Origin of the sequence: Streptomyces sp. NPDC052773 (assembly GCF_044547145.1) — a bacterium.
Classification (GTDB): domain Bacteria; phylum Actinomycetota; class Actinomycetes; order Streptomycetales; family Streptomycetaceae; genus Streptomyces.
Genome location: NZ_JBITZX010000016.1, coordinates 56,655 through 81,968, shown reverse-complemented (window position 1 = coordinate 81,968; position 25,314 = coordinate 56,655). Strand labels below are relative to the sequence as shown.

Below are 25,314 nucleotides of genomic sequence, written 5' to 3'. Positions count from 1 at the left end.
TGCAGTCTGCCCCGGCCTCGCATCGAGCACCAGTGCGCATGTGCCGGGCGCACCGGACACCCGGAGCACTCACCCGAATGCGCCCCCGCCCCGCGCCCCGCCCGCCCCCTCGCACGACTGTTCCCGCAGCCTGCCTTTGAGCCCTCCAAAGATGCGTTTATGCAGGTGAGAAGCGTGCGGAAGGTGTCTATCATCGGGGTGTCGGCCGCGCGAGGCGCCGTCGGCGCGCAGCCTAAGGAGCCCCGTCGTGAGCACCCGCACCCCTCAGCAGCCCCCCGTCGGCGCCACCCTCGACACCCTCGACGTCGACCGGACCGACCCCGCCTACCGCGACTGGCTGAAAGACGCCGTCCGCAAGGTGCAGGCGGACGCCAACCGCTCCGCCGACACCCATCTGCTCCGCTTCCCGCTGCCCGAGCACTGGGGCATCGACCTGTATCTGAAGGACGAGTCGACCCACCCCACCGGCAGCCTCAAGCACCGCCTGGCCCGCTCGCTCTTCCTCTACGGCCTGTGCAACGGCTGGATCCGCCCCGACCGCCCGGTCATCGAGGCCTCCAGCGGCTCCACGGCCGTCTCCGAGGCGTACTTCGCCAAGCTCATCGGCGTGCCCTTCGTCGCCGTCATGCCGCGCACGACGAGCGCCGAGAAGATCCGCCTGATCGAGTTCCACGGCGGCCGCTGCCACTTCGTCGACGACCCGCGCACCATGTACGCGGAGTCCGCCCGCCTCGCCGCCGAGACCGGCGGTCACTACATGGACCAGTTCACCTACGCGGAACGGGCCACGGACTGGCGCGGCAACAACAACATCGCCGAGTCGATCTTCCGCCAGCTGCGCCTGGAGCGTTTCCCCGAGCCCGCGTGGATCGTCGCCACGGCCGGCACCGGCGGCACCTCCGCGACCATCGCCCGCTACGTCCACTACATGCAGTACGACACCCGCGTGTGCGTCGCCGACCCGGAGAACTCCTGCTTCTTCGAGGGCTGGACCACCGGCGACCCGGATGTCACCTGCGACTGCGGATCCCGTATCGAGGGCATCGGCCGCCCCCGGATGGAGCCGAGCTTCGTACCCGGCGCGGTCGACCGGATGATGAAGGTCCCCGACGCGGCCAGCGTCGCCGCCGTGCGCGCCCTGGAACAGGCCATCGGCCGCAAGGCGGGCGGCTCGACCGGCACGGGGCTGTGGAGCGCGCTGAAGATCGTCGCCGAGATGGTCGCCGAGGGCCGTACCGGAAGCGTGGTCACCCTGCTGTGCGACCCGGGCGACCGCTACCTCGACAAGTACTACTCCGACGCCTGGCTCGCCGACCAGGGCCTGGACATCCGCCCGTACACGGCCGCGATCGAGTCCCTGCTGGCGACGGGCGTGTGGCCCGACTAGACCGGCCGGACACCCGGGAGGCGTACGCCTCGGACCGGATCGGCTCCGGGCGGCGCTCCCGCGCGAAGACAGCCGTACGGGCGCACTCTCGGCCGAGTCGGGCCCCACCCGACGCAGCCGACGGGCCGCCACGCGGACGCCCCCTGTCGACGGGAGCGTCGCCCCCGCTGACGCGCGTCAGCCCTCCGTGCCCTCGTCCGGCTCGCCCGCCACCACCAGCCGCAGATGCTCGGAGATCTCCGCGCGGGCCTCCGCCGGCAGCCCCGCGTCCGTCACCAGGGTGTCGACCTGGTCGAGCGTCGCGAACGAACTCAGGCCGACTGTGCCCCACTTGGTGTGGTCGGCGACCACCACCACCCGGCGCGCGGACTGCACCAGACGCCGGTTGGTCTCCGCCTCCGCGAGGTTCGGCGTCGACAGACCGGCCTCGACCGATATCCCGTGCACGCCGAGGAACAGCACGTCGAAGTGGAGCGTGGCGATCGCCTGGTCGGCCACCGGGCCCACGAGCGAGTCGGACGGGGTGCGCACCCCGCCGGTCAGTACGACCGTCGCCGCGCCGGCGCGCTGCCCCGAGGTGCGCTGCGCCGAGTGGAAGACGTCGGCCACCCGCACCGAGTTGGTCACGACCGTCAGATCGGGCACGTCCAGCAGCCGGTGCGCCAGCGCGTACGTCGTCGTCCCGCCCGACAGCGCGATCGCGGCACCCGGTGGGACCAGCTCGGCCGCGGCCCGTGCGATGTCCTCCTTGGCGGACAGCTCCAGACCCGACTTCGCCTCGAAGCCCGGCTCGTGCGTACTCGCCTCCGCGACCGGCACCGCGCCGCCGTGCACCTTCTCCAGCACACCCTGCCGGGCCAGCGCGTCGAGGTCGCGCCGGACCGTCATGTCCGACACACCGAGCTTGCGGGTCAGCTCGTTGACGCGGACGCCGCCGCGGCGCCGCACCTCGTCCAGGATCAGGGCGCGCCGCTGCTCCGCGAGGAGGTTCTGATTCTCGCTCACGTACGCTCCGGTCCTTTCCCTCAAACCTTCGACACGCCCTCGCACCCCCGGGCCCCGGCTCAGCTCCTCCGCTCGGACCGGGCGCACCCGCGCCGACGAGGACGTATCCTGCGGCCTCGGTGCGTGGGCGTCCCATCCTCGCACGGGCCGGGTCGGGCCGCGCCATCGGCTGCCGGACGCGCACATGTCACCTGTGTCTCATCTGTCGCTCATCCGTGACCCGTATCGGGGAGATTCCGTGACGATGGGGGTATGCCATCCGTCCGGCGGACATCCTGGTGCCCGCACGGACGAGAGTTGCCGACGGTGCGTCACGGGGGAAGTGCCACAGGTGGAGAACGCACAGGAACGTGCCCTGACCGAAACGGCTGCCGCGACCGGCCCCGCCGGGCCCGGAGCAGCCCTGGAACTGCTGGTCCACGGAGTGGGCGGCACCACACCGGAGCGGATGCTGGACGATCCGCGCACGACGCGCGTCGCCGGCGACGACACGGCCGCCGTCTTCCGCCGCACCGCCGACGTCGAGGACGCCGCGCGCAACGCCGGAACCGACGGCCGCCCGGTGCCCGAGGCGTACGTCTGGTGCAACCTGACCTCCGGCAACGGCGCCCGCGCCCTGTGGCTGCTGTTACTGCCGTTCATGGTGGTCAACCTCGCCCACTGGATGCGCCCCGCCGCCGAGGGCCGCCCGCGCGCGATCCGGTTCCACGGACTGCTGGTGCGGCTCACCGGACTCACCCTGACGGTGCTCCTGACCGCGGCGGCCTGCGAGGTCGCCCTCGACCTCGCGGCCTGGCAGTGCGCGGGCACCTCCGCGTGCGCCGAACGGCACTCCTGGATCGGCTTCCTGTCACCCACCGTCTCCGACGGCGGCTGGTGGAGCCTGCCGGGCCGCCGCCTCGCCCTCGCCGCACTGCTGCCCACCGCCCTCGTCGGCCTGCTCTGGTACCTCTCCCTGCGCACCTGGAACGCCTACGAGTCCCAGCTGCCCCTCACCCCCGCTCCCCGGACCGCCGAGGACGACGCGCCGACCGCGCTGGCCCGGCCCGGCTTCTGGTACGGGCGGCGCCTGGGCGCCCGGCTGCGCGCCGCGCACACCGCCGCCGGACTGCTGACGGTGGCGTCCGCGACCATCGGCCCCGCCGTCGAGCACGACCGCGCGCCCGGCGGACCGGCCGCGCTCGACGCGGCGGGCCTGCTGCTGACGGCGGCCCTGCTCGGCGTCGCGATCGTCGCCGTCGCCGTGGTCTGCCTGCGGGGCCGCAGCGAGCGCCGCCTCGACCAGCAGACCGACGAGTCCCTGGTCCGCCGGCTGCCGCTCGTCGCGCTCGTCCTCCTCGCCCTCGCCCTGGTGTACGCCGGGTGGGAGCGCCCGGCGTGGGAGTCCTCCGGGCGGCTGCCGGGCGACGCGGCCTTCGGCGGCATCAACCTGGTCCAGGGCGTGCTGGTGATCGCCCTCGCCGTCGTCGCCCACCTGCTCCACCGCAGCCGGCCCGACGCCCGCGCCGCCCTCAAGGGCCTCGGCGGGCCCGCCGTCGCCATGCTGGCCTGCGCCCTCGGCGGGGTGATGTCCGGCGGAGTGTCCCAGCGGGTCGCCGACTGGCTGGACGGCACCCACGCCGTCATCCCCGGCCCGCCCGTCCTGCTCACCTGGCAGGCGTCCGTGATCCCGCCGCTGCTCCTGGTCGTGCTCGTGCTCTGCGGCGTACTGGCCCGGCGCGCCGTGCGGCTGGCCCGCACCGAACGCGAGGCCGTGGCCCTCGACTACCCCGGCGAGCACCAGGAGCCGGACCGCACCCGGCGCATCGCCCGCGTCCGCGCGCTGGCCTCCCTCACCGACCGCGGCCCCCTCCTCGTCGCCGTCGTCTCCGCCTCCACCCTGCTGCTGGGCGCCGGGGCGCTGGTGGGTGCCCTCGTCACCGGACAGACCCCCAGCCGCGCCACCCGCGACGCCTACGGCTTCGTCCAGGGCGCCGCCGAGACCGCGCAGGCACTGGGCTCCTGGCTCATCGGACTCGGTTTCATACTGTTCGTCACCTGGGGCCGGCGCGCCTACAAGGACGCCTCCGCGCGCCGCACCATCGGCATCCTCTGGGACGTCGGCACCTTCTGGCCGCGCGCCGCCCACCCCTTCGCCCCGCCCTGCTACGCCGAGCGGGCGGTGCCCGACCTGACCTGGCGGATCGACACCTGGACCCGCACCACCGGCGGGCGGCTGGTCCTCTCCGGTCACTCCCAGGGCAGCGTCCTCGCCGCCGCCACCGCCTGGCAGCTCTCCCCGGCCACCCGCAAGCGGGTCGCCCTGCTGACGTACGGCTCCCCGCTGGAGCGGCTGTACGGCCGCTGGTTCCCCGCCCACTTCGGGCCGGCCGCGCTGAGCGCCCTGCACCGCGAGGTCGACTGCTGGCGCAATCTGTACCGCCTCACCGACCCCATCGGCGGCCCGGTCCGCGTGCCCGCCGACGGCGGCCCCGAAGTCGACCGCGCCCCGCTGAAGGACCCCCTGGCGCACGGCCGCACCGACGACCACCCGCTGCCCGCGCCCGTCCTCGGCCACTCCGACTACCAGGCGGACCCGGCGTTCGCCGAGGAACGCGAGCGGCTGCTGGCCCGGCTGCGGACCGACCTGCCGGGCCAGCGGCCCCCGTGCGCGCCCTGAGCGGACCCGCTCAGGGCAGGTCCGGCAGATCCTCCGCGTACAGCAGGGTCAGGTCGTCCTTGCTCGGCTCGTCGAACTGGGCGACCCGGCTCGCGTGCCGCTCCACCATCGCCTCGAACGTCTGCCGCGCGGTGCGGCCGTTGCCGAACGTGGGTCCCTTGGGGATCGCCGTGAAGTACTTCAGCAGGGCCTCGGCCGCTCCCGGCGCCAGCCGGTACTCGTGCTCCTCGGCCTGCTGCTCCACGATCCGCAGCAGCTCCTCCGGGCCGTAGTCGCCGAAGGTGATGGTGCGTGAGAAGCGGGAGGCCACGCCGGGGTTGACCGACAGGAAGCGCTCCATCTCGGCCGTGTACCCGGCGACGATCACCACGACCGCGTCGCGGTGGTCCTCCATCAGCTTCACCAGGGTGTCGATGGCCTCCTTGCCGAAGTCCCGGCCCGCGTCCTCCGGCGACAGCGCGTACGCCTCGTCGATGAACAGCACACCGCCGCGGGCTCGTTCGAAGGCCTCCTGGGTGCGGATCGCCGTGGAGCCGATGTGCTCGCCGACCAGGTCCACGCGGGACACCTCGACCAGATGGCCCTTCTCCAGCACGCCCAGCGAGGCCAGGATCTCGCCGTAGAGCCGGGCGACCGTCGTCTTGCCGGTGCCGGGGGAGCCGGTGAAGACCAGATGCCGCTTGACCGAGGCCGCCTTCAGGCCGGCCTGCTGCCGGCGCCGGCCCACCTCGATCATGTCGGTCAGCGCCCGCACCTCGCGCTTGACGCTCTCCAGGCCCACCAGGGCGTCCAGTTCGCCGAGCACGTCCTTGGACGTCCGGGCCGGCGGCCGCGACGGCGCCGCCGCAGCGGCGGGCGGACGCTCGGTGGGCCGCTGGTCGGGGATCGTGCTCAGCAGCCCGGGGGATGCGCCCACCGTCTGCACGGCGGGCTCCGGCGCCGTGGGCACCCTCAGGCTCGCGCTCTCGTCGCTGGTGCAGTCCTCGACGACCGGCCCCGCGCCCGCGTCCGGGCCGCCCTCCGCGAACTCGTAACCACCGCGCGCGCACCGCTCCGTACGGCACTTCCTGAGCGTCGTACGGCAGCCGTCGATCACATGGAAGCCGTAGCCGCCGCTGCCCGTGACCCGGCAGTTCTGGAAGGTGCCGCGACCGCCCGCCGAGACGTAGAAGCCCGCCTCCGAGGGCGACTCGACCGTGCACCGCTCGATGACCGGGTCCGCGCCCTTGGTGACGATCACACCCGTCTGGGTGCCGTCCAGCGTGCAGTTGTTCAGCGTGCCGCCGCTGCCGTGGTCGCGGAACCAGGCGCCCGTCGCCGCGTCCCGGATACGGCAGTCGTCGAGCTGAGCGGTCGCGCCGTCGCTCACCGACACGGCCGTGTTGCGCACCTGGGACAGGTCGCTGTCGACGACGTCCGCGCGGGAGCCGCGGTCGAGGACGAACAGCGCGTCCGGTACGTCGTGCACCCGGCAGGAGTCCAGGACCGCGGTCGCGCCGTCGCTCACCCACACCGCCGGATAGTCGCCGGTGCTGTCGAAGATCTCGCACTGGTTGGCGTCCACGCGGGTGCCCGGGTCCCACACCGACAGGCCGTTGCGCCCGAACTGCCGGACGCTGGTGCGGGTCAGCGTCAGCACCGAGCGGGACCTGAGGTCGACCGCGTTCTCCGGGATGTCGTGGATCCGGCAGTCGGCCAGGGTGAGCACCGCGTCCGTGTCGAGGGTGACGCCGTCCGCGGTCGTGCGGTGCACATCGCAGTCGGTGAGGTGCCCGGTGGCGCGGCCGGTGATCTGCACGCCGCTGCCGCGCACCTCGTAGACCTCGCAACCCAGCGCCTCCAGCGCCGAGTTCTCGCCGGTGACGGTCAGGCCCGAACCGGAGGCGTGGTGCACCCGGCAGCGCTCCAGACGCGGACGGGCACCGCCGCGCACCGCGACGCCCGCCTGCCCCGCCGCGACCACCTCGCACTCCTCGAACAACCCGCCCCCGCCGTCCACCACGGCGATGCCGATGCCCGCCGGGTTGTCGACGGTGCAGCGCCGCAGGGTCGGCCGGGCCGCGCCGCGCACCTCGATCCCGGCGGCGGACCGGGTGACCACCCGGACGTCCACCAGCTCCGGGGTGCCGTCCTCCACCAGCAGGGCGGGCGCCGCGGCGTCCTGGCCCTCCACGTGCAGGTCCTGCACCACGGCGGAGGCCCGCACGGTCAGCGGCACGCCGTCGGCCGGCGCGATACGCACCGAACCGGGGGAGCCCTCCGGTCCGCGCAGCGTCACCGCGCGGCGCACGACGAGGTTCTCCCGGTAGGTGCCGGGGGCGACGGTGAGCACGTCACCGTCGGCCGCGGCCTCCAGGGCGGCGGCGAGCGATGCGTACTCACCTGTGCGGCGCCGCCACCGCGACGTGCCGGTGTGCGTCACCTGGACCGTGCCCTGTGCCATGGCGTTGTCGTGCCCCCACCTCGTCGTACGCGGGTCGATGCCGAAGGGTTCGGCCGGTCCACCGTAGCGTGCGCGCGGACCGTGGGTTGACCGGAGCCGGAAGGCGGCCGACCGCCGTCGCCGGAGGGCGGATTCAGCTGTCGGCGCCGGTTCTGCCCCAGTCCGGTCCGGCCTGTTCCCAGGCCCGGTCGAGGCGGGCGTGGCGGCGGCGGACCATGCGCCACAGAACGAGCCGTCTGCCGGTCTCGACGAGGCCCGCGGTCAGCAGGGCGGTGCCGAACCCGGCGAGGACGGCGTGCGTGGTGGCGGCTGCGGAATCCAGGGGGCGGCTCACCAGATGACCCCGGGAGTCCGTCCAGAGTCTGAACCGGGCGCCGGGCTCCGCGGACTTGAGCTGCGCCAGGACGGGTCCCTGGTGCGCGCTGCCGTCCGGCGCGGTCCAGTCGGCGAGGACTCGGGTGCGGGTGTCACGGGTGGCGGTCTCGGGGTCGGCCTCCAGCGGGCCGCGCTCCAGGCGGCGGATCACGGTGGCCGTCACCTGGTGGCGGGTCAGGCGCTGTTCACGCGCCGAGCGTTGCAGGGACTCCTGGGCGGAGGAGCCGACGAGGACGCCGAGCAGGGGCGCGACGAGGAGCATCAGCAGCAGCGCCGTCAGGGCCAGCCAGGCCTCGGCCAGGTCGGTCGCACGGCGCAGCGGATTGTGCCGCCAGCGCCAGAGTCCGCTCAGGGCTCGCACTCCCGCACCCCCTTCCCGCTTCGTGACCATCTCCGGCGGAGCCGTCCACGTGAGGAACCCGGCCGACGGCGGTGCGGCCGCTCCCGCGGGGCGGGGGCTGCGACCGCGCCGGTGACCGTGGCGGTGCCTGCGGCCGGGTCCTCATGAACTTCTCACGAAACGCCAACGTGCGGGCCGCGCACCGCGGTTCCCGTGCGTCGCCGACTTGGCGGGATCTCGTCGCTGCGGGATCGCCCCAGCCGGCCTCCGACGCCGCCTCGCGGAACCCCGCCACCGTGGCAGCCCCCGCCGCGGCCTCGCCGCGGTCTCGGCTAGCCGAGGACGCGCACCGGGTCGCCGACCCGGACGGTGCCGGGGGAGAGGGGCACCAGATTCTGGCCGAAGACCAGCTTGCCGTCGATGCGGCGGTGGCGGCCCAGGGAGAGCAGGGGCTCCCGGCCGCGCTCGGCGCTGGACTGGTCGGTCGTGGTCACGACGCACCGCCCGCACGGCTTGGCGACCCGGAACTCGACCTCTCCGACGGCGAGCCGGGTCCAGTCGTCCTCCGCCCAGGGCGCGGTGCCGGCCACGACCAGGTTCGGCCGGAAGCGGTTCATCGGCAGCGGGCCCTCCGTGGCGTGGTCGCCCCGCGCGATCAGCGAGTTGAGGGCGTCGAGGGAGGCCGCGGAGGTGAGCAGCAGCGGATAGCCGTCGGCGAAGCTCACCGTCTCGCCGGGCAGCGCGTACTCCGGGTCGACGGGGCGGCGGGTGGCGGGATCGTCCATGTGCACCAGGCGGACGTCGATCCCCAGGTAGGCGCTGCACCAGGCGTGCGCGGCGGCGTCGGCAGGGACGCCCTCCACCTTGTCCCGCCAGATCTCCACCGGCACGGTGTCCGCCGGCTCCGGCACGGACACCGTCAGCGGGTCGAGGCCGGGCGCGGACAGCCGAAGGCCGCCGCCGGGCATCAGCTCGGCGGCGGCCAGCGCGAGGCGCGGTTGCTGGCGTTGCGTGACGACCTTTCCCCCGTCGTCGATCAGCACCCAGCGTCGGTCTCCGGCCAGCCCCCAGGGCTCCACGAGGGCTTCCGGGAGCGACAGGCCCCGGAACGCCTTGACCGGATGGACATGTATCGATTGCAGCTCCGCGTTCCCCATGGGGTCATCGTGCCAGGTGGCGCCGACGGCCCGGGGAGGCGGTCAGTAGCCGCGGTACTGCTGGTTGTTGTACGGGTCCTGGTAGGGAGCGGGCGCGGGGCGCGGCGCCGCGGGGCGCATCGCCTCGTAGCCGCTGCCCGGCGCGGCGGCCGGGCGTGGCTGCTGCGGAGCCTGCGGGCCCGGATACCCGCGGGGCGCGGTGGCCTGCTGCGGGATGTACGCCGTCGGCGCCGCGTGCTGCAGCGGCGCGGGCTGCGCGTGCTGCTGCGGATAGCCGTAGGCGGGCTGGGCGGGGGCCGCCGGGAGGGCGGGGAGGGCCGACGGCAGCGCGGGCAGCGACGGGGCGGCCGGCGTGTCGTAGGCGGCGGGGACCCGGATCGGGGCGATCTGCGGGGTGCCCCGCTCGGCCACGAGGGAGTCGTAGATCGGAGTGTCCGGGAAGGAGGCGGAGTAGTAGCCGCCACCATAAGTGGAGCGGGGGGAGGTCATGGCACATAAGTTAAGCCCACGATGTGCTGGTTGGGGAGACCGATAATGGGGTTGTTTTCCGTGTCTGCGGTGACGCCGGATCCCCAATACGAGCGAACTCGGGAAAATGGGGCGCCGCGTGGCGTTCGGAATGTGTAAAGGCTCAGCTCCGAGCGGGTTACCGCCGGTTGCCGTCTGATCTTCGTACAGCTCTCGAAGGGGGCGTGCGGGGCTATCGCGCACGCCCTGTGGGACTTCGCCGCCGCGGGCAATAGGTTGGGCGTCCGGAGAACCCGGAGAACGCGCGAGGGGGGCGGACATGTCCATGCTCAAAGGAGCGAATACGCCGGTGCCGACGACGGCCCTGCGGGTCGAGGTGGGCCGGCGCGGCGGGCCGGGCGTCCCCGACGTGGACGCCTCGGCACTGCTGCTCGTCGGGGGAAAGGTCCGCTCCGACGGCGACTTCGTCTTCTACAACCAGCCCGTCCACTCCTCCGGCGCCATCCGCCACGAGGGCAAGAGGGAGGTGGGTGGCCGGGTGACCGACACCCTGCTCGTCGACCTCGCGCGCGTGGAGCCCGCCGTCGAGACGGTGGTGCTCGCCGCCTCCGCCGACGGCGGCACGTTCGGACAGGTGCCGGAGCTGTCCATCGAGGTCAGGGACGCCGCGCGGGGAGGCGTGGTGGCCCGCTTCGACAGCGCGGACGCGACGGTCGAAACCGCCTTCGTGCTCGGCGAGTTCTACCGCCGCCGGGGCGCCTGGAAGTTCCGCGCGGTCGGCCAGGGCTACGGCAGCGGCCTGGAGGGCCTGGCCACCGACTTCGGCATCACCGTCGACGAACCGCAGCACACCGCACCGGCCGTGCCGCCCGCGCATCCCGTGACGGCCACGCCGCCGGTGGCACCCCCTCCGCCCGCGACGCCCGCGCCCCACGCGACGCCCGCACCTCCCGCCCGGCCGGCCCCACAGATGACGGCACCCTTCACACCGACCCCGCCCGCCCCGCCTGCCGCCGCACCCGTCCGGCTCACCAAAGTCACGCTCACCAAGGCCGCCCCCACCGTGTCCCTCGCCAAGCAGGGCGGCACCTCGGGCGCGCTGCGGGTCAACCTCAACTGGCAGGTGCGCAAGCAGTTCTCGGGGTGGGGCGGCAAGCTGGGCCGGGCCGTCGCCACCCACTCCGACCTCGACCTCGACCTGTGCGCCCTGTACGAACTCGCCGACGGCAGCAAGGGCGTCGTCCAGGCCCTCGGCAACGCCTTCGGCTCGCTGCACCGGCCGCCGTACATCCATCTCGACGGCGACGACCGCACCGGTGCCGTCGCGTCCGGCGAGAACCTGACCGTCAACCTCGACTACAAGGACGCCTTCCGGCGCATCCTCGTCTTCGTCACCATCTACGAGGGCGCCCGCTCCTTCGCCGACCTGCACGCCACGGTCACCCTGCAACCGCAGCACGGCGCCCCCGTCGACTTCTCCCTGGACGAGTGCACGGTCCCCTCCCCGGTCTGCGCGCTCGCCTTGATCACCAACACCGGCGGCGACCTCGTCGTCCGGCGCGAGGCCCGCTACCTCATCCCCGAGCACGGGGTGAGCCCGCAGCGCACCGTCGACCACGCCTACGGCTGGGGCATGAACTGGACGCCCGGACGGAAGTGATCAGCCCTCGTCCGCGACGGCGTCCGGACGGGTGTAGGTGCGGCCCTTCCAGGCCGCACCACGCCCCCGGTAGTGCTGCACCGCCGAGTCGACCGTCATCAGCAGATAGAGGAAGGCGGTGAACGGCAGCAGGGGAGCGAGCCACGGAGGCTGCCGGTAGTAGCGGAGCATCGGCACGTACGTCCCCGCCATCACCAGCCACGCCCCGGCACCGAGCGCCCCCGCCGCCGTGTCGCCCGCGAGCGCTCCGCCGACCAGCGCCACCGGCGGCACCAGATAGACCACGGCCAGTCCGGCGACCGTGCCGAGCAGCAGCAGCGGGTTGTGCCGCAGCTGGGCGTAGGCGCTGCGCGACACCATCCGCCACAGGTCGTGCAGCCGGGGATACGGCCGGACGCTGTCCACCCGCTCGGCCAGCCCCAGCCAGAGCCGGCCGCCGCTCGTCCGGACGGCGCGCGCGAGGGCCACGTCGTCGATGACGGCATGCCGGATGGCGTCCGGGATCCGCGCCCGCTCGGCGGCCTCCGTCCGCAGCAGCACGCACCCGCCCGCAGCGGCCGTCGTCCGCGCGCCCGGCCGGCCGATCCACCGGAACGGGTACAGCTGCGCGAAGAAGTAGACGAACGCGGGCACGACCAGCCGCTCCCAGAAACTCTCCACCCGCAGCCGCGCCATCTGCGAGACCACGTCGAAGCCACCGGTGCGGGCCGCGGCGACCAGCGTGCGCAGACTGTCCGGGGCGTGTGCGATGTCGGCGTCCGTCAGGAGCAGATATTCGGGGGTACGCGCGCGTGCCTCCCCGATGCCGTGGCGCACCGCCCACAGCTTCCCGGTCCAGCCCGCGGGCGGCTCGCCGGGCGAGACCACGGTCAGCGGCAGCCCGCCCCGCCCGCGCGCGAGCTCCCGCGCCAGCTCCCCGGTGCCGTCCCTACTGCCGTCGTCGACGAGGAACACCTCCGCGCGCCCCGGATAGTCCTGGCCGAGCAGCGACGGCAGGCTCACCGGCAGCACCTCCGCCTCGTCGCGGGCCGGCACGACCACACAGACGGACGGCCAGTCGGCCGGGTCGCGGCGCGGTGGCAGTCTGACGTCCGTACGCCAGAAGAAGCCCTGGCCGAGCAGCAGCCACAACCAGGCGGCGAGGGAACCGGCGGCGGTCCATGCGAGGGCGCTCACCCGCGCAGTGTGCCCCACGGGAGCGGGCGGCGAGGGCACATCGACTATCGTGGCCGGGTGAAGATCGCGCTCATGGACTCAGGAATCGGGCTGCTGGCGGCGACCGCCGCGGTACGGCGCCTCCGCCCCGACGCCGATCTGGTGCTCTCCCTCGACCCCGACGGCATGCCCTGGGGACCGCGCACCCCGGAGGACCTCACCCAGCGGGCCGTGGCCGTCGCCGAGGCCGCCGCCGCGCACCGGCCCGACGCCCTGATCGTCGGCTGCAACACCGCGACCGTGCACGCCCTGCCCACGCTGCGCGCCCGCCTGGAGCCCGACATCCCGGTCATCGGCACCGTCCCGGCGATCAAGCCTGCCGCGGCCGGCGGCGGCCCGGTCGCGATCTGGGCCACACCCGCCACCACCGGCAGTCCCTACCAGCGCGGACTCATCCGGGACTTCGCCGGCGGGGTACCGGTCACCGAGGTCCCGTGCTGGGGGCTCGCCGAGGCCGTGGAGCAGGCGGACGATGCGGCGATCGACGCGGCCGTCGCGGCGGCGGCCGAGCTGACCCCGGACGAGGTGACGACCGTCGTCCTGGGCTGCACCCACTACGAACTCGTCGCCGAGCGCATCCGCGCCGCCGTCCGGCAGCCGGGCCGTCCGCCGCTGGTCCTGCACGGCTCGGCCGGCGCCGTCGCCGCGCAGGCGCTGCGCCGGATCAGCGCCCGCCCCGCGCCGGAGAGCGCGGCGCGCGGCGGTGTGACGGTGCTGCTGAGCGGACGCGAGGGAGCGCTGCCCGAGCCCGCGCTGGCCTACGAGGAGGGGCGCCTGCTCACGCGAGCGGTTCCGGCGCCGGTGGCCGACCCGCGCTGACCTTGCCGGCCGAGCCGCGCCGACCCTGCCGGTCGCGGGGCCGTGTGGCGGGGAGGACCCCGGGTGGGCCAGTCACGGTGGGCGACGGGCTACCCGCGCAGCGAAAGCTGAGTAACCTCAAAAACATGAGGGACCACCCCCGCGACGCGCGTTCCCCCCACCCCGACGTCTGGACCGGCCGGGCCACCAACCGGGTCCAGTGGCTGATGGCGCTCGTCGGCGCCGCCTGTCTGGCGCTGGGCATCGAGCTGGCCGTGGACTCCGCGTGGACGAACGGCATCGCCCCGCTGGTCATGGCCGTCGTCGGGTGCATCGCCGCCGGGCTGCTGGTCCTCTTCGGCACCCTGGCCTTCGTACACGTCGCGCTGCGGGTGGACCGGGAGTGCCTGGAGATCCGCTGCGGGCACATCGGCGTACCCCGCCGCCGCATCCCGCTGTCCGACGTCGTGGGCGCTGACTTCGAGCCGCACGTCACGCCGCGTCACTGGGGCGGCTGGGGCTACCGGTGGCTTCCTGAGAAGGGCACCGCCGTCGTCGTACGGCGCGGCGAGGGCATCATCCTGAGGCTGTGGGACGGCCACACCCTCACCGTCACCGTGGACGACGCCGAGTCGGCCGTACGGGTGATCAGGGACCGCCTGATGCCCCGGGCCCCCGGAGCGGCCGGCTGACGCCCGGAACCGGCTCGGGGCGCCCATCAGGGCTCCGCTCACGGCTGCCCCGCCCGTCGGGACGGTTCCTGTGTCATGGGCCGTGCGGTCGCCAGTCCCGCCAGCAGTCCCGCACCCGCCGTCACCGCGGTGAAGCTGAGCGCGTTGCCGACCGCGGCGATCGCCGCGAGCGCCGCCAGCGCCGCGCCCGCGGTCAGCGCCACCGGCGTGGGGCGCGCGGTGCGCCACAGCGTGTAGAGCATCCAGCAGAACACCGCCGCCAGCAGGAGCAGCCCTACGACGCCCTGCTCGGCCGCCTGCTGCAACAGGGCCGAGTGCGGCTTGCCGTCGGACAGCGGCGACGCGGCCACGGCCTGGCTCAGCTCCTCGAACCGCCCCGGCCCCACACCCAGCGCGGCATCCCCGCGCGCGAGGGCCAACGCGTCCCGCCACAGCTCGACCCGGTGCGGAGTCAGCAGTCCCTCCAGCGACGCGGTGAGCCCGGGCGGCAGCACTCGCCCGGCGACCGCCCAGGCCCCGCCGGCGACCAGCAGCGCGGTCAGCGCGAGCGCCGCGAGGGCGGGTCCCCGGCGCCGTACGCGGCCGGCGGCGAGCGAGGCCAGCAGCACCGCCGTACAGGCGACGGCACCGGTCGTCGAACCCACGACGGCCGCGGTCACCGCGATCCCGACGGCCAGCGCGCCGAGCACCGGCCGCAGTACACCGGCGCGGGCCGACCAGGCGGCGCAGCAGGCGGCGCCCGTGGCCAGGGCCAGCAGGGCGGCGGTGGCCCCGGCGTGCCCGAGCGGAGGGCCGGGCTGCGGACCCGGTGCGAGGTGCGGTACGGCGACCGTCAGGCCGAGTCCGGCCAGGGCCCCGGCGCAGGGCGCGGCGACCGGCAGCAGCGAGGCGCAGATCCGTCCGGCGGCGTATCCGCCGGCCACGGCGAGCACGGCCAGCAGCACGCCTTCGGGCCGGCCGCCGTGCGCCGCCGCCGTGATCAGGGACCACGCGGCACAGGCGCCGAGTACGGCCACACCCGCCGCATCGGAAACGTTTCTTCGCTCGTCGTCCGTGTCCTCACCGGCCACCGACGCCGTCCCCATGGATCCCATGACCCCACCCGCCCCCGAAACCGGTCCCCCGACCTGTGGCGGACCCGTCCTCCGCCCGCGTCCCCGTCCGCCGCCCATGCCTCTGCCGAACGGCCGCGTCCCCACGCGGTCGCCGGAATCCCCGCCGGGCGGCTCAAGGTCCCGGCACACCGTAACGGCTGGTGGGCGGTTTGTGGATGCGTCCGCGGGAGATGTGCGGAAACGATACGGCAGGGGTGGGTGCGGGACGACGGCGGTGGCGGCCGGAGGGAGGACGCCGACGGGGACGGCCACGCTGTCGGCCTCGGGGGAGGCCGCCGTAGACTCCCGGAGTGACCGTCACCGCAACCTCCGTCGGCGAGTCGGACGACGTCCAGCCGCGGATCGCGCCCGCCCCGCGCGGTGCGCGCCTGCTGCGCCTCGTCCCGGCCGCCACCGCGGCGCTCTCCGGAGTGCTGCTCTACGTCAGCTTCCCGCCCCGCACCCTGTGGTGGCTGGCCCTGCCGGCCTTCGCCGCCTTCGGCTGGGTGCTGCGCGGCCGCGGTGTGAAGGCGGGCCTGGGCCTCGGCTATCTCTTCGGCCTCGGCTTCCTGCTGCCGTTGCTGGTGTGGACCGGCGTGGAGGTCGGCCCCGGTCCCTGGCTCGCGCTGGTCGCGATCGAGGCGCTGTTCGTCGCCCTGGTCGGCGCGGGCGTCGCCGCCGTGTCCCGGCTGCCCGCCTGGCCGGTGTGGGCGGCGGCCGTGTGGATCGCGGGCGAGGCCGCACGCGCGCGCGTGCCGTTCCACGGCTTCCCGTGGGGCAAGATCGCCTTCGGCCAGGCCGACGGCGTCTTCCTGCCGCTCGCCGCCGTCGGTGGCACTCCGCTGCTCGGTTTCGCGGTCGTCCTGTGCGGTTTCGGTCTCTGCGAGGTGATCCGGCTCGCGGTGGAGGCCCGCCGCGACCGCGCGGTCCGGCGGTCCACGGCCGTCGCGGCGCTGGCCGGCCTGGCCGTACCGCCGCTCGCGGCCCTCGCCGCCCTGCCGCTGGTCAGCGACAAGGCCGAGAACGGCACCGCCACGGTCGCCGTCGTCCAGGGCAACGTGCCCCGCGCGGGTCTCGACTTCAACGCCCAGCGCCGCGCGGTGCTCGACCACCACGCGCGCGAGACCGAGCGGCTGGCCGCCGAGGTGAAGGCCGGGAAGGTGCCCCGGCCGGACTTCGTGCTCTGGCCGGAGAACTCCTCCGACATCGACCCCTTCGCCAACGCCGACGCCCGCGCGGTCATCGACGGCGCCGCCAAGGCCGTCGGCGTGCCGGTCTCCGTCGGCGGTGTCGTGGAACGCGACGGCAGGCTGCTGAACGAGCAGATCCTGTGGGACCCCGAGAAGGGTCCCGTCGACACCTACGACAAGCGGCAGATCCAGCCCTTCGGCGAGTACCTGCCGCTGCGCTCGCTCCTCGACGCGATCAACGAGAACTGGACCAGCATGGTCCGCCAGGACTTCAGCCGGGGCGACGAGCCGGGCGTGTTCACCCTCGACGGCGTCCGGGTCGGCCTCGCCACCTGCTACGAGGCCGCCTTCGACTGGGCCGTGCGGGACACCGTGACCCACGGCGCGCAGATGATCTCCGTGCCGAGCAACAACGCCACCTTCGGCCGCAGCGAGATGACCTACCAGCAGCTCGCCATGTCGCGGATCCGCGCGGTCGAGCACAGCCGGACCGTCACCGTGCCGGTGACCAGCGGCGTCAGCGCCATCATCCTGCCGGACGGCACGATCACCCAGAAGACGGGCATGTTCGTCGCGGACTCCCTGGTGCAGGAGGTGCCGCTGCGCTCCTCCCAGACCCCCGCCGCCCGGCTCGGCGTCCTGCCGGAGATCGCCCTCGTACTGGTCGCCGCGGGCGGCCTCGGCTGGGCGGTCGCCGCGGCGGCGCGCGGGCGGCGCGCGGGTGACGTGTAACCGTACGACCGCCGTACGCCCCCGGAACCGCCGGGGGCGGGCCGAACGGGCCGTTAGGGTCGGGCGCATGGCTACTCCTGACTTCATCCGCACCCTGCGGGCGTCCGCCGGACACCAGTTGCTGTGGCTCCCCGGGGTCACCGCGATCGTCTTCGACGACGACGGCCGAGTGCTGCTCAACCGCCGCGCCGACACCCGCAGGTGGTCGGTGATCGGCGGCATCCCGGACCCGGGCGAGCAGCCGGCGGCCTGCGCGGTGCGCGAGGTCCAGGAGGAGACCGGGGTGCGGTGCGTCCCCGAGCGGGTGGTCGTCGTCCAGGCGCTGGAGCCGGTCACGTACGAGAACGGCGACGTCTGCCAGTACATGGACATCACGTTCCGCTGCCGCGCGGTGGGCGGTGAGGCGCGGGTCAACGACGACGAGTCGCTGGAGGTCGGCTGGTTCGAGGTCGACGCGCTGCCGGAGCTGAACGAGTTCGGGCTGCTGCGGATCAAGCAGGCCATGTCGGACGGACCCACGTGGTTCGACCCTATGACCTCGCAGTGAACTGTGGTGGTTGACCACATGGGGCGGGGGTCGGCTGCTGCCTAGGGTCGAGGTCATGACCCCGCCGCATGACCTTCCCGGCCCTCCGCCCGGATCCTCCGGCCCTCCGCCCGGTCCCTCCGGTTCCCCGCCCGGGCCGTCCGGCTCTCCGGCCGGACCTTCCGGCCCCCCGCCTGCGCCTTACGGCCCTCCGGCCGGGCTCTCCCTGTCCCCGCTCGACCTGGGGGGCCGTACCGCCCTCGTCACCGGTGCCGCCGGTGGCATCGGCCGCGCCTGCGCGCTGCGGCTCGCGGCCGCCGGGGCCAAGGTCAGAGCGGTCGACCGGGACGACGCCGGCCTCGCCGCGCTCACCGAGCAGGCCACGGACCTGGCCGGCACCGTCGAGCCGCACGTCCTCGACCTCACCGACCTGGACGCCGCCGAACTCGTCGCCGCAGGCACCGACATCCTCGTCAACAACGCCGGACTGCAACTGGTCCGGCCGCTGGAGGAGTTCCCGCCGGACGTCTTCCACACCGTCCTCACCGTGATGCTGGAGGCGCCGTTCCGGCTGATCCGCGGCGCCCTGCCGCACATGTACGGGCAGGGCTGGGGCCGGATCGTGAACATCTCCTCCGTGCACGGGCTGCGGGCCTCGCCGTACAAGTCGGCGTACGTCGCCGCCAAGCACGGCCTCGAGGGCCTGTCCAAGACCGCCGCGCTCGAGGGCGCGCCGCACGGTGTCACCTCGAACTGCGTGAACCCCGGGTACGTGCGCACCCCGCTGGTCGAGCGGCAGCTCGCCGACCAGGCGCGGGCGCACGGCATCCCGCGGGAGCGGGTCCTCTCGGAGGTGCTGCTCCAGGACAGCGCGGTGAAGCGGCTCATCGAGCCGGAGGAGGTCGCGGAGGCGGTGGCGTACCTCTGCGCGCCGCAGGCGTCCTTCGTGACCGGGACCTCGCTGGTCCTCGACGGCGGCTGGACCGCGCACTGAGCCCGGCGGTCCGACCGCGCACGGGGTCCCCCAGGCGGCCCGGAGTTGTCCACAGGGCTGCCGGGGTGACCGCGTCATGGTGAATCCTGTGAGCATGTCCCGCGATCATGTGCAGTCCGCCCAGCGCCCCGCCGGGGGAGGAGAGGCGCCCGCCGACGGCGTGACGGCGGTGCCCGCCACCGCCCTCACCCCGCCGGAGGGCGCTGCCGAGGCGCCGTTCCTCGAGCTGCTGGCGCGCGGCGCGTCCGTCGACGCCTACGAGCAGCCAGTGCTGCTCGCCCGCGCCGAGGGGCAGCCGAGCGAGCGGATCGCCGCGCTGGAGCGCGCCAAGCTGCTCGCGCTGCGGGTGCGGGCCGAGCTGGAAGGGCGGCGGCGCCGCGAGGCCGAGCTGTCGGCGCTGTTCGAGACGGCCCACGACCTCGCCGGGCTGCGCGACGTGGACGCCGTCCTCCAGGCGATCGTGCAGCGCGCCCGCTCCCTGCTCGGCACCGACGTGGCGTATCTCAGCCTCAACGACCCGGTCCGCGGCGACACGTACATGCGGGTCACCGAGGGTTCGGTCGCGGCCCGCTTCCAGCAGCTGCGGCTCGGCATGGGCGAGGGCCTGGGCGGCCTCGTCGCGCAGACGGCCCGGCCGTACGTCACCGACGACTACTTCCAGGACGACCGGTTCCAGCACACCGAGGCCATCGACGCGGGCGTGCGCGACGAGGGACTGGTCGCCATCCTCGGCGTGCCGCTGATGCTGGGGCAGCAGGTCATCGGGGTGCTCTTCGCCGCCGACCGCCGAGCCCGGGTCTTCGAACGCGAGCAGATTGCGCTGCTCGGCTCCTTCGCCGCGCTGGCCGCCGCCGCCATCGACACCGCCAACCTGCTCACCGAGACCCGCTCGGCCCTCGCCCGCCTGGAGCGCGCCAACGAGATCATCCAGGACCGCAGCGCCGTCATCGAACGCGCCTCCGAGGTGCACGACCGGCTCGCCGAACTGGTGCTGCGCGGCGGCGGGGTGCACGACGTGGCCGCCGCGGTCTCCGAAGTCCTCGACGGCACCGTCGAGTTCACCGAGGCGGCGGGCGCCCCGGCCCGCGCCCTGGACGAGTCCCGCGCCGAAGGACACGCGGTGCGGCACCAGGACGACTGGATCGCCGCCGTCGCCGCCGGCGGGGAACTCCTCGGCGCGCTGGTGCTGCGCGGCCACCCCGGCCTCGACCCCGTCGACCAGCGCACCCTGGAGCGCGCCGCGATGGTGACCTCCCTGCTGCTGCTCGCCCGCCGCTCCGCCGCCGAGGCCGAACAACGCGTCCGCGGCGAACTGCTGGACGACCTGCTGGACGCCCGTGACCGCGACCCGCGGCTGCTGCGCGAGCGCGCCGCCCGGCTGCACGCCGACCTCGACGCCACCCACGTCCTGCTGGCCGCCCGCCTCGACGGCCCCGCCGCCGACGCCGACCAGGAGGCCGCCGCCCGGCGCCGCCTGTGGTCCGCCGCCTCCCACCTCGCCGCCACCCGCAAGGGCTTGGCCGCCGCCCGCGACGGCGGCACGGTCCTCCTCCTGCCGCTGGCCCCCGGCGACAGCGCCACCGAGCTGGCCCGGCGCACCGCCCGGCACCTCGGTACGGCCGTCCACGAAGCGGTCACCGTCGGCGCCTCCCCGCCGGTACGGGACCTCGCCGCCCACCCCGACGGTGTGGCCGGGGCGTACACGGAGGCCCGCCGCTGCCTCGACGCCCTGCGCCTGCTCGGCCGCAGCGGAGACGGCGCCGCCGCCGATGACTTCGGCTTCCTCGGACTGCTGCTGGCCGGCGACCGGGACGTGACGGGTTTCGTGGACCGTACGATCGGCCCGGTGGTGACGTACGACGAGAGACGCGGCACCGAGCTGCTGCGCACCCTCGACGCCTACTTCGCCTGCGGGATGAGCCCCGCCCGCACCAAGGACGAGCTGCACGTCCACGTCAACACCGTCGCCCAGCGCCTGGAACGCGTCGCCCGGCTGCTCGGCGACGACTGGCAGACGCCGTCACGCGCCCTCGAGATCCAGCTCGCCCTGCGGCTGCACCGGCTGTCGGCCCCGGAACGCCACTGACCGCGGCCCCGTACGCACCGGCGTACACGGACCGCGGTCGGCGGATCTGCGGGTCAGATGGTGTGCGGGTCAGAAGGTGTGCGGGTCAGACGGTGTGCGCGTCCGTGGTCCGCGCGCTCTGCGGCGAGGCGTCCGCGGAGGGCTCGATGTCGGCCAGGTCGCGGTTGCGGGTCTCCTTGGCCACCGCCACGGCGACGATCGTGAGCAGTGCCGCGGCGATCACGTACAGCGCGATCCACGTGGAGCCGCCGGTGGCGTCGAGCAGGGCGGTCGCGATCAGCGGGGCGGGGGCACCGGCAGCCACCGAGGAGAACTGGGCACCGATGGAGGCGCCCGAGTAGCGCATCCGGGTCGCGAACATCTCGGAGAAGAAGGCGGCCTGCGGGGCGTACATCGCCCCGTGCAGGACCAGGCCGACGGTCACCGCGAGGAGCAGGCTGCCGAAGGAACCGGTGTCGACGAGCGCGAAGAACGGGAACATCCACAGAGCGACGCCGACCGCGCCCACCAGGTACACGGGCCGGCGCCCGACCCGGTCCGACAGCGCGCCCCACAGCGGGATGACGGCGAAGTGCACGGCCGAGGCGATGAGGACCGCGTTGAGGGCGGTCTGCTTGGAGACGTCGGCGGCGGTGGTGGCGTAGACGAGGATGAACGCGGTGACGACGTAGTAGCTGATGTTCTCCGCCATGCGCGCGCCCATCGCGATGAGCACGTCCCGCCAGTGGTGGCGCAACACGGCCACCAGCGGCAGCTTCTCGGCGTCCGCCGCCCGCGTCGCCTTGCGCGCCTCGGCCTGCGCCAGCGCCTGCTTGAAGACGGGGGACTCGTCGACGGACAGCCGGATCCACAGACCGACGATCACCAGCACGCCGGAGAGCAGGAACGGAATCCGCCAGCCCCACGTGTTGAACGCGTCGTCCGACAGCACGGCGGTCAGCAGCGACAGCACACCGGTGGCGAGCAACTGCCCCGCCGGCGCGCCGGTCTGCGGCCACGAGGCCCAGAACCCGCGGCGCCGCGCGTCCCCGTGCTCCGACACCAGCAGCACGGCCCCGCCCCACTCGCCACCGAGCGCGAAGCCCTGCACCAGCCGCAGCACGGTCAGCAGGACCGGCGCGGCACTCCCGATCGTCGCGTGCGTCGGCAGCAGTCCGATCGCGAAGGTCGCCCCGCCCATCAGCAGCAGACTCAGCACCAGCAGCTTCTTGCGCCCGAGCCGGTCACCGTAGTGCCCGAACACCAGCGCCCCCAGCGGGCGTGCCGCGAACCCCACCGCGTACGTCAGGAACGACAGCAACGTGCCGACCAGCGGATCGGACTCCGGGAAGAACAACTGATTGAAGACGAGCGCCGCCGCGGAGCCGTAGAGGAAGAAGTCGTACCACTCGATCGTGGTGCCGATGAGGCTGGCGGCGACGATGCGCTTGAGGTTGCTCGGTGTCGGGGGAGCGGATGCTGCGGAGGCCATGTGCGCCACTTCCTCGTGTGCGGTGGGGACGTTTGTGTGTCGCCACACCGTAGGAAGGCTGAGGTCAGAGGCGTATGTGGTGGGACACCATAGTTCCGCGGTGGGCTATGCGCGCTGTCCCCATGCCGCCGGAGCTTCCGACCAGAGCGGCTTGTGGCCAACATCACCACAGTCGACGTACCTACTGGTCGGTATGCTCACGGCAAGCCGCGACGACAGGAGGCGCGATGTCTGCGACCAACCGCCAGATCCGTCTGGCAGCCCGCCCCGTGGGCGAGGTCAAACCCGATGACTGGGAGCACTGTACGGGTTCCGTCGACGAGCCGGGCCCGGGCCGGTTCGCGGGCCGGACACGCGTGATCTCCCTGGATCCGGCGATGCGGGGCTGGCTGGACGACCGTCCCTCCTACCTGCCGCCGGTGGGCATCGGTGAGGTGATGCGCGCCGGATCGGTCATCGAGGTCACCGCATCGAACCACCCCGACTTCCAGCCGGGTGATCACGTGGTCGGAACGTTCGGCGTCCAGGAGTACGTGGTCTCCGACGGCAAGGGCGCCATGAAGATCGACACGTCCCTCGCGCCGCCCTCGACGTATCTGGGCGCGCTGGGCATGCCCGGCATGACCGCCTACTTCGGCCTGCTGGACGTCGGAGCGCTGAAGGAGGGCGAGACCGTCGTGGTGTCGGGGGCGGCCGGCGCGGTCGGCACCATCGCGGGTCAGATCGCGAAGGCCAAGGGCTGCCGGGTCGTGGGCATCGCCGGAGGGCCGGAGAAGTGCGCGCTGCTCACCGACGAACTGGGATTCGACGCGGCGATCGACTACCGCGCCGACGACGTCAAGAAGGCACTGCGCCGGCACGCCCCCGACGGCATCGACGTCTACTTCGACAACGTCGGAGGCGACATCCTCGACGCCGCCCTGACCCGGCTGGCGATGCACGCGCGCGTGGTGGTGTGCGGCGCGATCAGTCAGTACAACAACGACACCCCGGTCAAGGGCCCCTCGAACTACCTCTCGTTGCTGGTGCGCCGCGCCCGCATGGAGGGCTTCGTCGTCTTCGACTACGCCAAGCGTTACGCGGAGGCCGCGCGGGAGATCTCCGCCTGGATCGGCGCCGGCCGCATCAAGGTCAAGGAACATGTGGTCAGGGGGACCGTGGACGACTTCCCCGAGACGCTGCAGATGCTCTTCCGCGGCGAGAACGTCGGCAAGCTCGTCCTGGAGCTGGCGTGACGGCCGCCGAGAGAGGGGCCGCGCTCCGGGGCAAGGTGGCGATCGTCACCGGCGGTGCCAGTGGACTGGGCCGGGCCACGGCGCTGGCGCTGGCGGAGGCGGGGGCGCGCGTCGTGGTCGCGGACCTCGACGCGCGGGGCGGCCGCGAGGTGGCCGAGATGATCGGCGGCCATTTCCGCGCCTGCGACGTGTCCGACCTCGAGGCCAACCGTGCGCTGGTGGACTTCGCCGAGCAGCAGTGCGGCGGCGTCGACATCGCGTTCCTCAACGCGGGGGTGGCGACCGGATGCGGCGTCGGCGAGGACTTCGACCTGGCGCGCTACCGCCGCGCGATGGGGGCCAACCTCGACGGCGTGGTGTTCGGCACGCATGCGGTCCTGCCGGCGCTACGGGCCCGCGGCGGTGGAGCGATCGTGGCGACCGCGTCCCTGGCGGGCCTGGCCGCGGTACCGCTGGATCCGCTGTACGCGGCCAACAAGCATGCGGTCGTGGGACTCGCACGCTCCCTGGGACCGGCTCTCGCGCGTGAGAACGTGCGCTTCAACGCCGTCTGCCCGGGGTTCGCCGAGTCACGGATCATCGACCACCTGCGCGACATGCTCTCCGAGCAGGAACTGCCGATCATCCCGGCCGAGGTCGTGGCGGACACGGTGCTGCGGATCGTCACCGGCGACGGCACCGGGGAGTGCTGGTTCGTCCAGGCCGGACGCGACCCGGAGCCGTTCCGTTTCCGGCACGTGCCCGGTCCGGGCAAGCCCGTCGGCGCGTGAGAAGGCGCCTGGCAGCCCGTGTCCGCCACGGGCTGCCGGTGTCACTGCTTCGAGACCTCGCTGCACCGGGCCGATGCCGGGCAGCACGAGGCGGAGGCAACGAGGGCCCGGTCAGCCCGGTTTGAGAAGGCCCGCGTCGACGACCGCGCGGCCGAAGGGCCTCGCGAGTTCGGCGAGCCGCTCGCAGCCGGCGTCACCCAGGGCGGCGTAGGCGGGAAGGGCCAGACGGTCGGTGCGGTCCTCGATGTGCCGGCGCAGCTGTACGCCTTCCGGGCTGAGGGAGTCGCCGTCGAGGAGACCTCGCTCGCGCAGGCGCTCCTGGGTGCCGGCCCACTCCTCCTCGGGCCACGCACGGCTCGCCTTGAGGAAGCCGACGGGAACCTCACCGGTCGCGGCGTGCAGAATCAGGGCCTCCAAGCCCCCGAGGCCCTCGCTCAGCAGGCACGCGACATGGCCGTCTCCGCGGAACTCCCGGAGCAGTGTCTGGGCGTGCCACAGCTGCAGTACCGGCTCCTCCGGCCAAGGCAGGGCGGCATGAGCGGCGAACAGCGGGCGGCCCTGCGCGTGTTCGCAAGCCGCCTCGGCGGCCTGGCGGGCCAGCGCCAGGACTTCGTGCAGGTCGGGCAACTCGTGGATTCCCGCCCGCCGCAGGGCTTCGCCCGCCGCGGCGTACCGCGCGTCCAGCACCTGCTGCGGCGTCGTCGCGTCCCAGACTCCGTCGACCGACCGCCGTACGACATCGGGGTTGAAGTTGTAGAAGGTCGAGATGACCAGCTCGGCGGAGGCTCGGCCGAACGCGGCGCTCCGGGACGTGAAGTACCCGGCGCGGCCGCTCAGGCCGAGGCCCGCGTACCGTCGCCTTCCCTCGGGGACGAAGTAGATCATGGCGTGCACGGGCTCGAGACGGCGCCAGGCCGAGCGTGCTGCTGCCTGCATGAGGTCACCTCTTCGGAGAGTCGACGAGTGGGGATGCGCTGGACGGGTTATTCGCCGCACGGGTTATCGCTGCACGGGTTA

The 25,314-nt window shown here is 73.9% G+C and carries 20 protein-coding genes; 11 read left to right on the top strand and 9 right to left on the bottom strand.

Features of this window, described 5'->3' with window-relative positions; all coding sequences use genetic code 11:
* Positions 1-247 precede the first annotated feature (247 nt).
* On the top strand, positions 248-1,387 hold the full coding sequence (locus ACIG0D_RS29060) for a PLP-dependent cysteine synthase family protein (protein ID WP_399806549.1): 1,140 nt from the start codon (positions 248-250) through the stop codon (positions 1,385-1,387).
* A 177-nt stretch (positions 1,388-1,564) separates the two neighbouring features.
* On the opposite strand, the gene ACIG0D_RS29055 is transcribed toward ACIG0D_RS29060, so the two are convergent.
* A complete protein-coding gene (locus ACIG0D_RS29055) occupies positions 1,565-2,392 on the bottom strand; it encodes a DeoR/GlpR family DNA-binding transcription regulator (protein ID WP_399806546.1) in 828 nt (275 codons plus the stop codon).
* 331 nt (positions 2,393-2,723) lie between these two features.
* Here ACIG0D_RS29055 and ACIG0D_RS29050 point away from each other — a divergent pair, with 331 nt between their 5' ends.
* The gene (locus ACIG0D_RS29050; protein ID WP_399806543.1) at positions 2,724-5,051 is read left to right on the top strand and encodes a hypothetical protein; all 2,328 of its coding nucleotides are present in this window, start codon (positions 2,724-2,726) and stop codon (positions 5,049-5,051) included.
* A gap of 10 nt (positions 5,052-5,061) precedes the next feature.
* Here ACIG0D_RS29050 and ACIG0D_RS29045 read toward each other — a convergent pair whose 3' ends face one another.
* The 4 genes from ACIG0D_RS29045 to ACIG0D_RS29030 all read right to left on the bottom strand — a co-directional run bounded on the left by ACIG0D_RS29045 (position 5,062) and on the right by ACIG0D_RS29030 (position 9,855).
* Complete coding sequence (locus tag ACIG0D_RS29045; RefSeq protein ID WP_399806540.1) at positions 5,062-7,494, bottom strand: right-handed parallel beta-helix repeat-containing protein; 2,433 nt, start codon at positions 7,492-7,494, stop codon at positions 5,062-5,064.
* A 133-nt stretch (positions 7,495-7,627) separates the two neighbouring features.
* Entirely contained in the window at positions 7,628-8,230 is a 603-nt protein-coding gene (locus ACIG0D_RS29040) for a hypothetical protein (RefSeq protein WP_399806537.1), read from the bottom strand.
* Positions 8,231-8,541: 311 nt separating this feature from the next.
* Positions 8,542-9,366, bottom strand: coding sequence for an MOSC domain-containing protein (locus ACIG0D_RS29035; RefSeq protein ID WP_399806534.1), 825 nt, complete (start codon positions 9,364-9,366; stop codon positions 8,542-8,544).
* Between the two features lie 42 nt (positions 9,367-9,408).
* Complete coding sequence (locus ACIG0D_RS29030) at positions 9,409-9,855, bottom strand: DUF6643 family protein (RefSeq protein ID WP_399806532.1); 447 nt, start codon at positions 9,853-9,855, stop codon at positions 9,409-9,411.
* 304 nt (positions 9,856-10,159) lie between these two features.
* Between ACIG0D_RS29030 and ACIG0D_RS29025 the strand changes: the two genes are divergently transcribed.
* On the top strand, positions 10,160-11,494 hold the full coding sequence (locus tag ACIG0D_RS29025; RefSeq protein ID WP_399806797.1) for a TerD family protein: 1,335 nt from the start codon (positions 10,160-10,162) through the stop codon (positions 11,492-11,494).
* On the opposite strand, the gene ACIG0D_RS29020 is transcribed toward ACIG0D_RS29025, so the two are convergent.
* Positions 11,495-12,670, bottom strand: coding sequence for a glycosyltransferase (locus ACIG0D_RS29020; protein ID WP_399806529.1), 1,176 nt, complete (start codon positions 12,668-12,670; stop codon positions 11,495-11,497).
* Positions 12,671-12,727: 57 nt separating this feature from the next.
* Here ACIG0D_RS29020 and ACIG0D_RS29015 point away from each other — a divergent pair, with 57 nt between their 5' ends.
* Both ACIG0D_RS29015 and ACIG0D_RS29010 read left to right on the top strand, forming a co-directional pair.
* On the top strand, positions 12,728-13,528 hold the full coding sequence (locus ACIG0D_RS29015) for a glutamate racemase (protein WP_399806526.1): 801 nt from the start codon (positions 12,728-12,730) through the stop codon (positions 13,526-13,528).
* A 125-nt stretch (positions 13,529-13,653) separates the two neighbouring features.
* Complete coding sequence (locus ACIG0D_RS29010; protein ID WP_399806524.1) at positions 13,654-14,199, top strand: hypothetical protein; 546 nt, start codon at positions 13,654-13,656, stop codon at positions 14,197-14,199.
* A gap of 38 nt (positions 14,200-14,237) precedes the next feature.
* On the opposite strand, the gene ACIG0D_RS29005 is transcribed toward ACIG0D_RS29010, so the two are convergent.
* On the bottom strand, positions 14,238-15,293 hold the full coding sequence (locus ACIG0D_RS29005) for an O-antigen ligase family protein (protein ID WP_399806521.1): 1,056 nt from the start codon (positions 15,291-15,293) through the stop codon (positions 14,238-14,240).
* Between the two features lie 311 nt (positions 15,294-15,604).
* On the opposite strand from ACIG0D_RS29005, the gene lnt reads away from it, so the two are divergent.
* The 4 genes from lnt (at position 15,605) to ACIG0D_RS28985 (ending at position 20,821) form a co-directional block, all read left to right on the top strand.
* Entirely contained in the window at positions 15,605-17,215 is a 1,611-nt protein-coding gene (gene lnt, locus ACIG0D_RS29000; RefSeq protein ID WP_399806519.1) for an apolipoprotein N-acyltransferase, read from the top strand.
* A 67-nt stretch (positions 17,216-17,282) separates the two neighbouring features.
* Positions 17,283-17,762, top strand: coding sequence for an NUDIX hydrolase (locus ACIG0D_RS28995; protein ID WP_399806517.1), 480 nt, complete (start codon positions 17,283-17,285; stop codon positions 17,760-17,762).
* Between the two features lie 55 nt (positions 17,763-17,817).
* Positions 17,818-18,735: a 3-hydroxybutyrate dehydrogenase gene (locus ACIG0D_RS28990; RefSeq protein WP_399806515.1), complete on the top strand. Its 918-nt coding sequence runs from the start codon at positions 17,818-17,820 to the stop codon at positions 18,733-18,735.
* A 94-nt stretch (positions 18,736-18,829) separates the two neighbouring features.
* Positions 18,830-20,821 (top strand): helix-turn-helix domain-containing protein, encoded by a 1,992-nt coding sequence (locus ACIG0D_RS28985; RefSeq protein WP_399806512.1) that lies wholly within the window; start codon positions 18,830-18,832, stop codon positions 20,819-20,821.
* An 85-nt stretch (positions 20,822-20,906) separates the two neighbouring features.
* Here the strand turns inward: ACIG0D_RS28985 and ACIG0D_RS28980 are convergent, their stop codons facing one another.
* Positions 20,907-22,292, bottom strand: coding sequence for an MFS transporter (locus ACIG0D_RS28980; RefSeq protein ID WP_399806509.1), 1,386 nt, complete (start codon positions 22,290-22,292; stop codon positions 20,907-20,909).
* Positions 22,293-22,519: 227 nt separating this feature from the next.
* Between ACIG0D_RS28980 and ACIG0D_RS28975 the strand changes: the two genes are divergently transcribed.
* Together ACIG0D_RS28975 and ACIG0D_RS28970 are read left to right on the top strand one after the other, a co-directional pair.
* Positions 22,520-23,527, top strand: a complete 1,008-nt coding sequence (locus ACIG0D_RS28975; protein WP_399806506.1) for an NADP-dependent oxidoreductase — start codon at positions 22,520-22,522, stop codon at positions 23,525-23,527.
* Positions 23,524-24,297: an SDR family NAD(P)-dependent oxidoreductase gene (locus ACIG0D_RS28970; protein ID WP_399806503.1), complete on the top strand. Its 774-nt coding sequence runs from the start codon at positions 23,524-23,526 to the stop codon at positions 24,295-24,297. Before ACIG0D_RS28975 ends, ACIG0D_RS28970 begins: the two co-directional genes overlap by 4 nt.
* A 111-nt stretch (positions 24,298-24,408) precedes the next feature.
* On the opposite strand, the gene ACIG0D_RS28965 is transcribed toward ACIG0D_RS28970, so the two are convergent.
* A complete protein-coding gene (locus ACIG0D_RS28965) occupies positions 24,409-25,233 on the bottom strand; it encodes a hypothetical protein (RefSeq protein WP_399806501.1) in 825 nt (274 codons plus the stop codon).
* Positions 25,234-25,314: the final 81 nt, after the last annotated feature.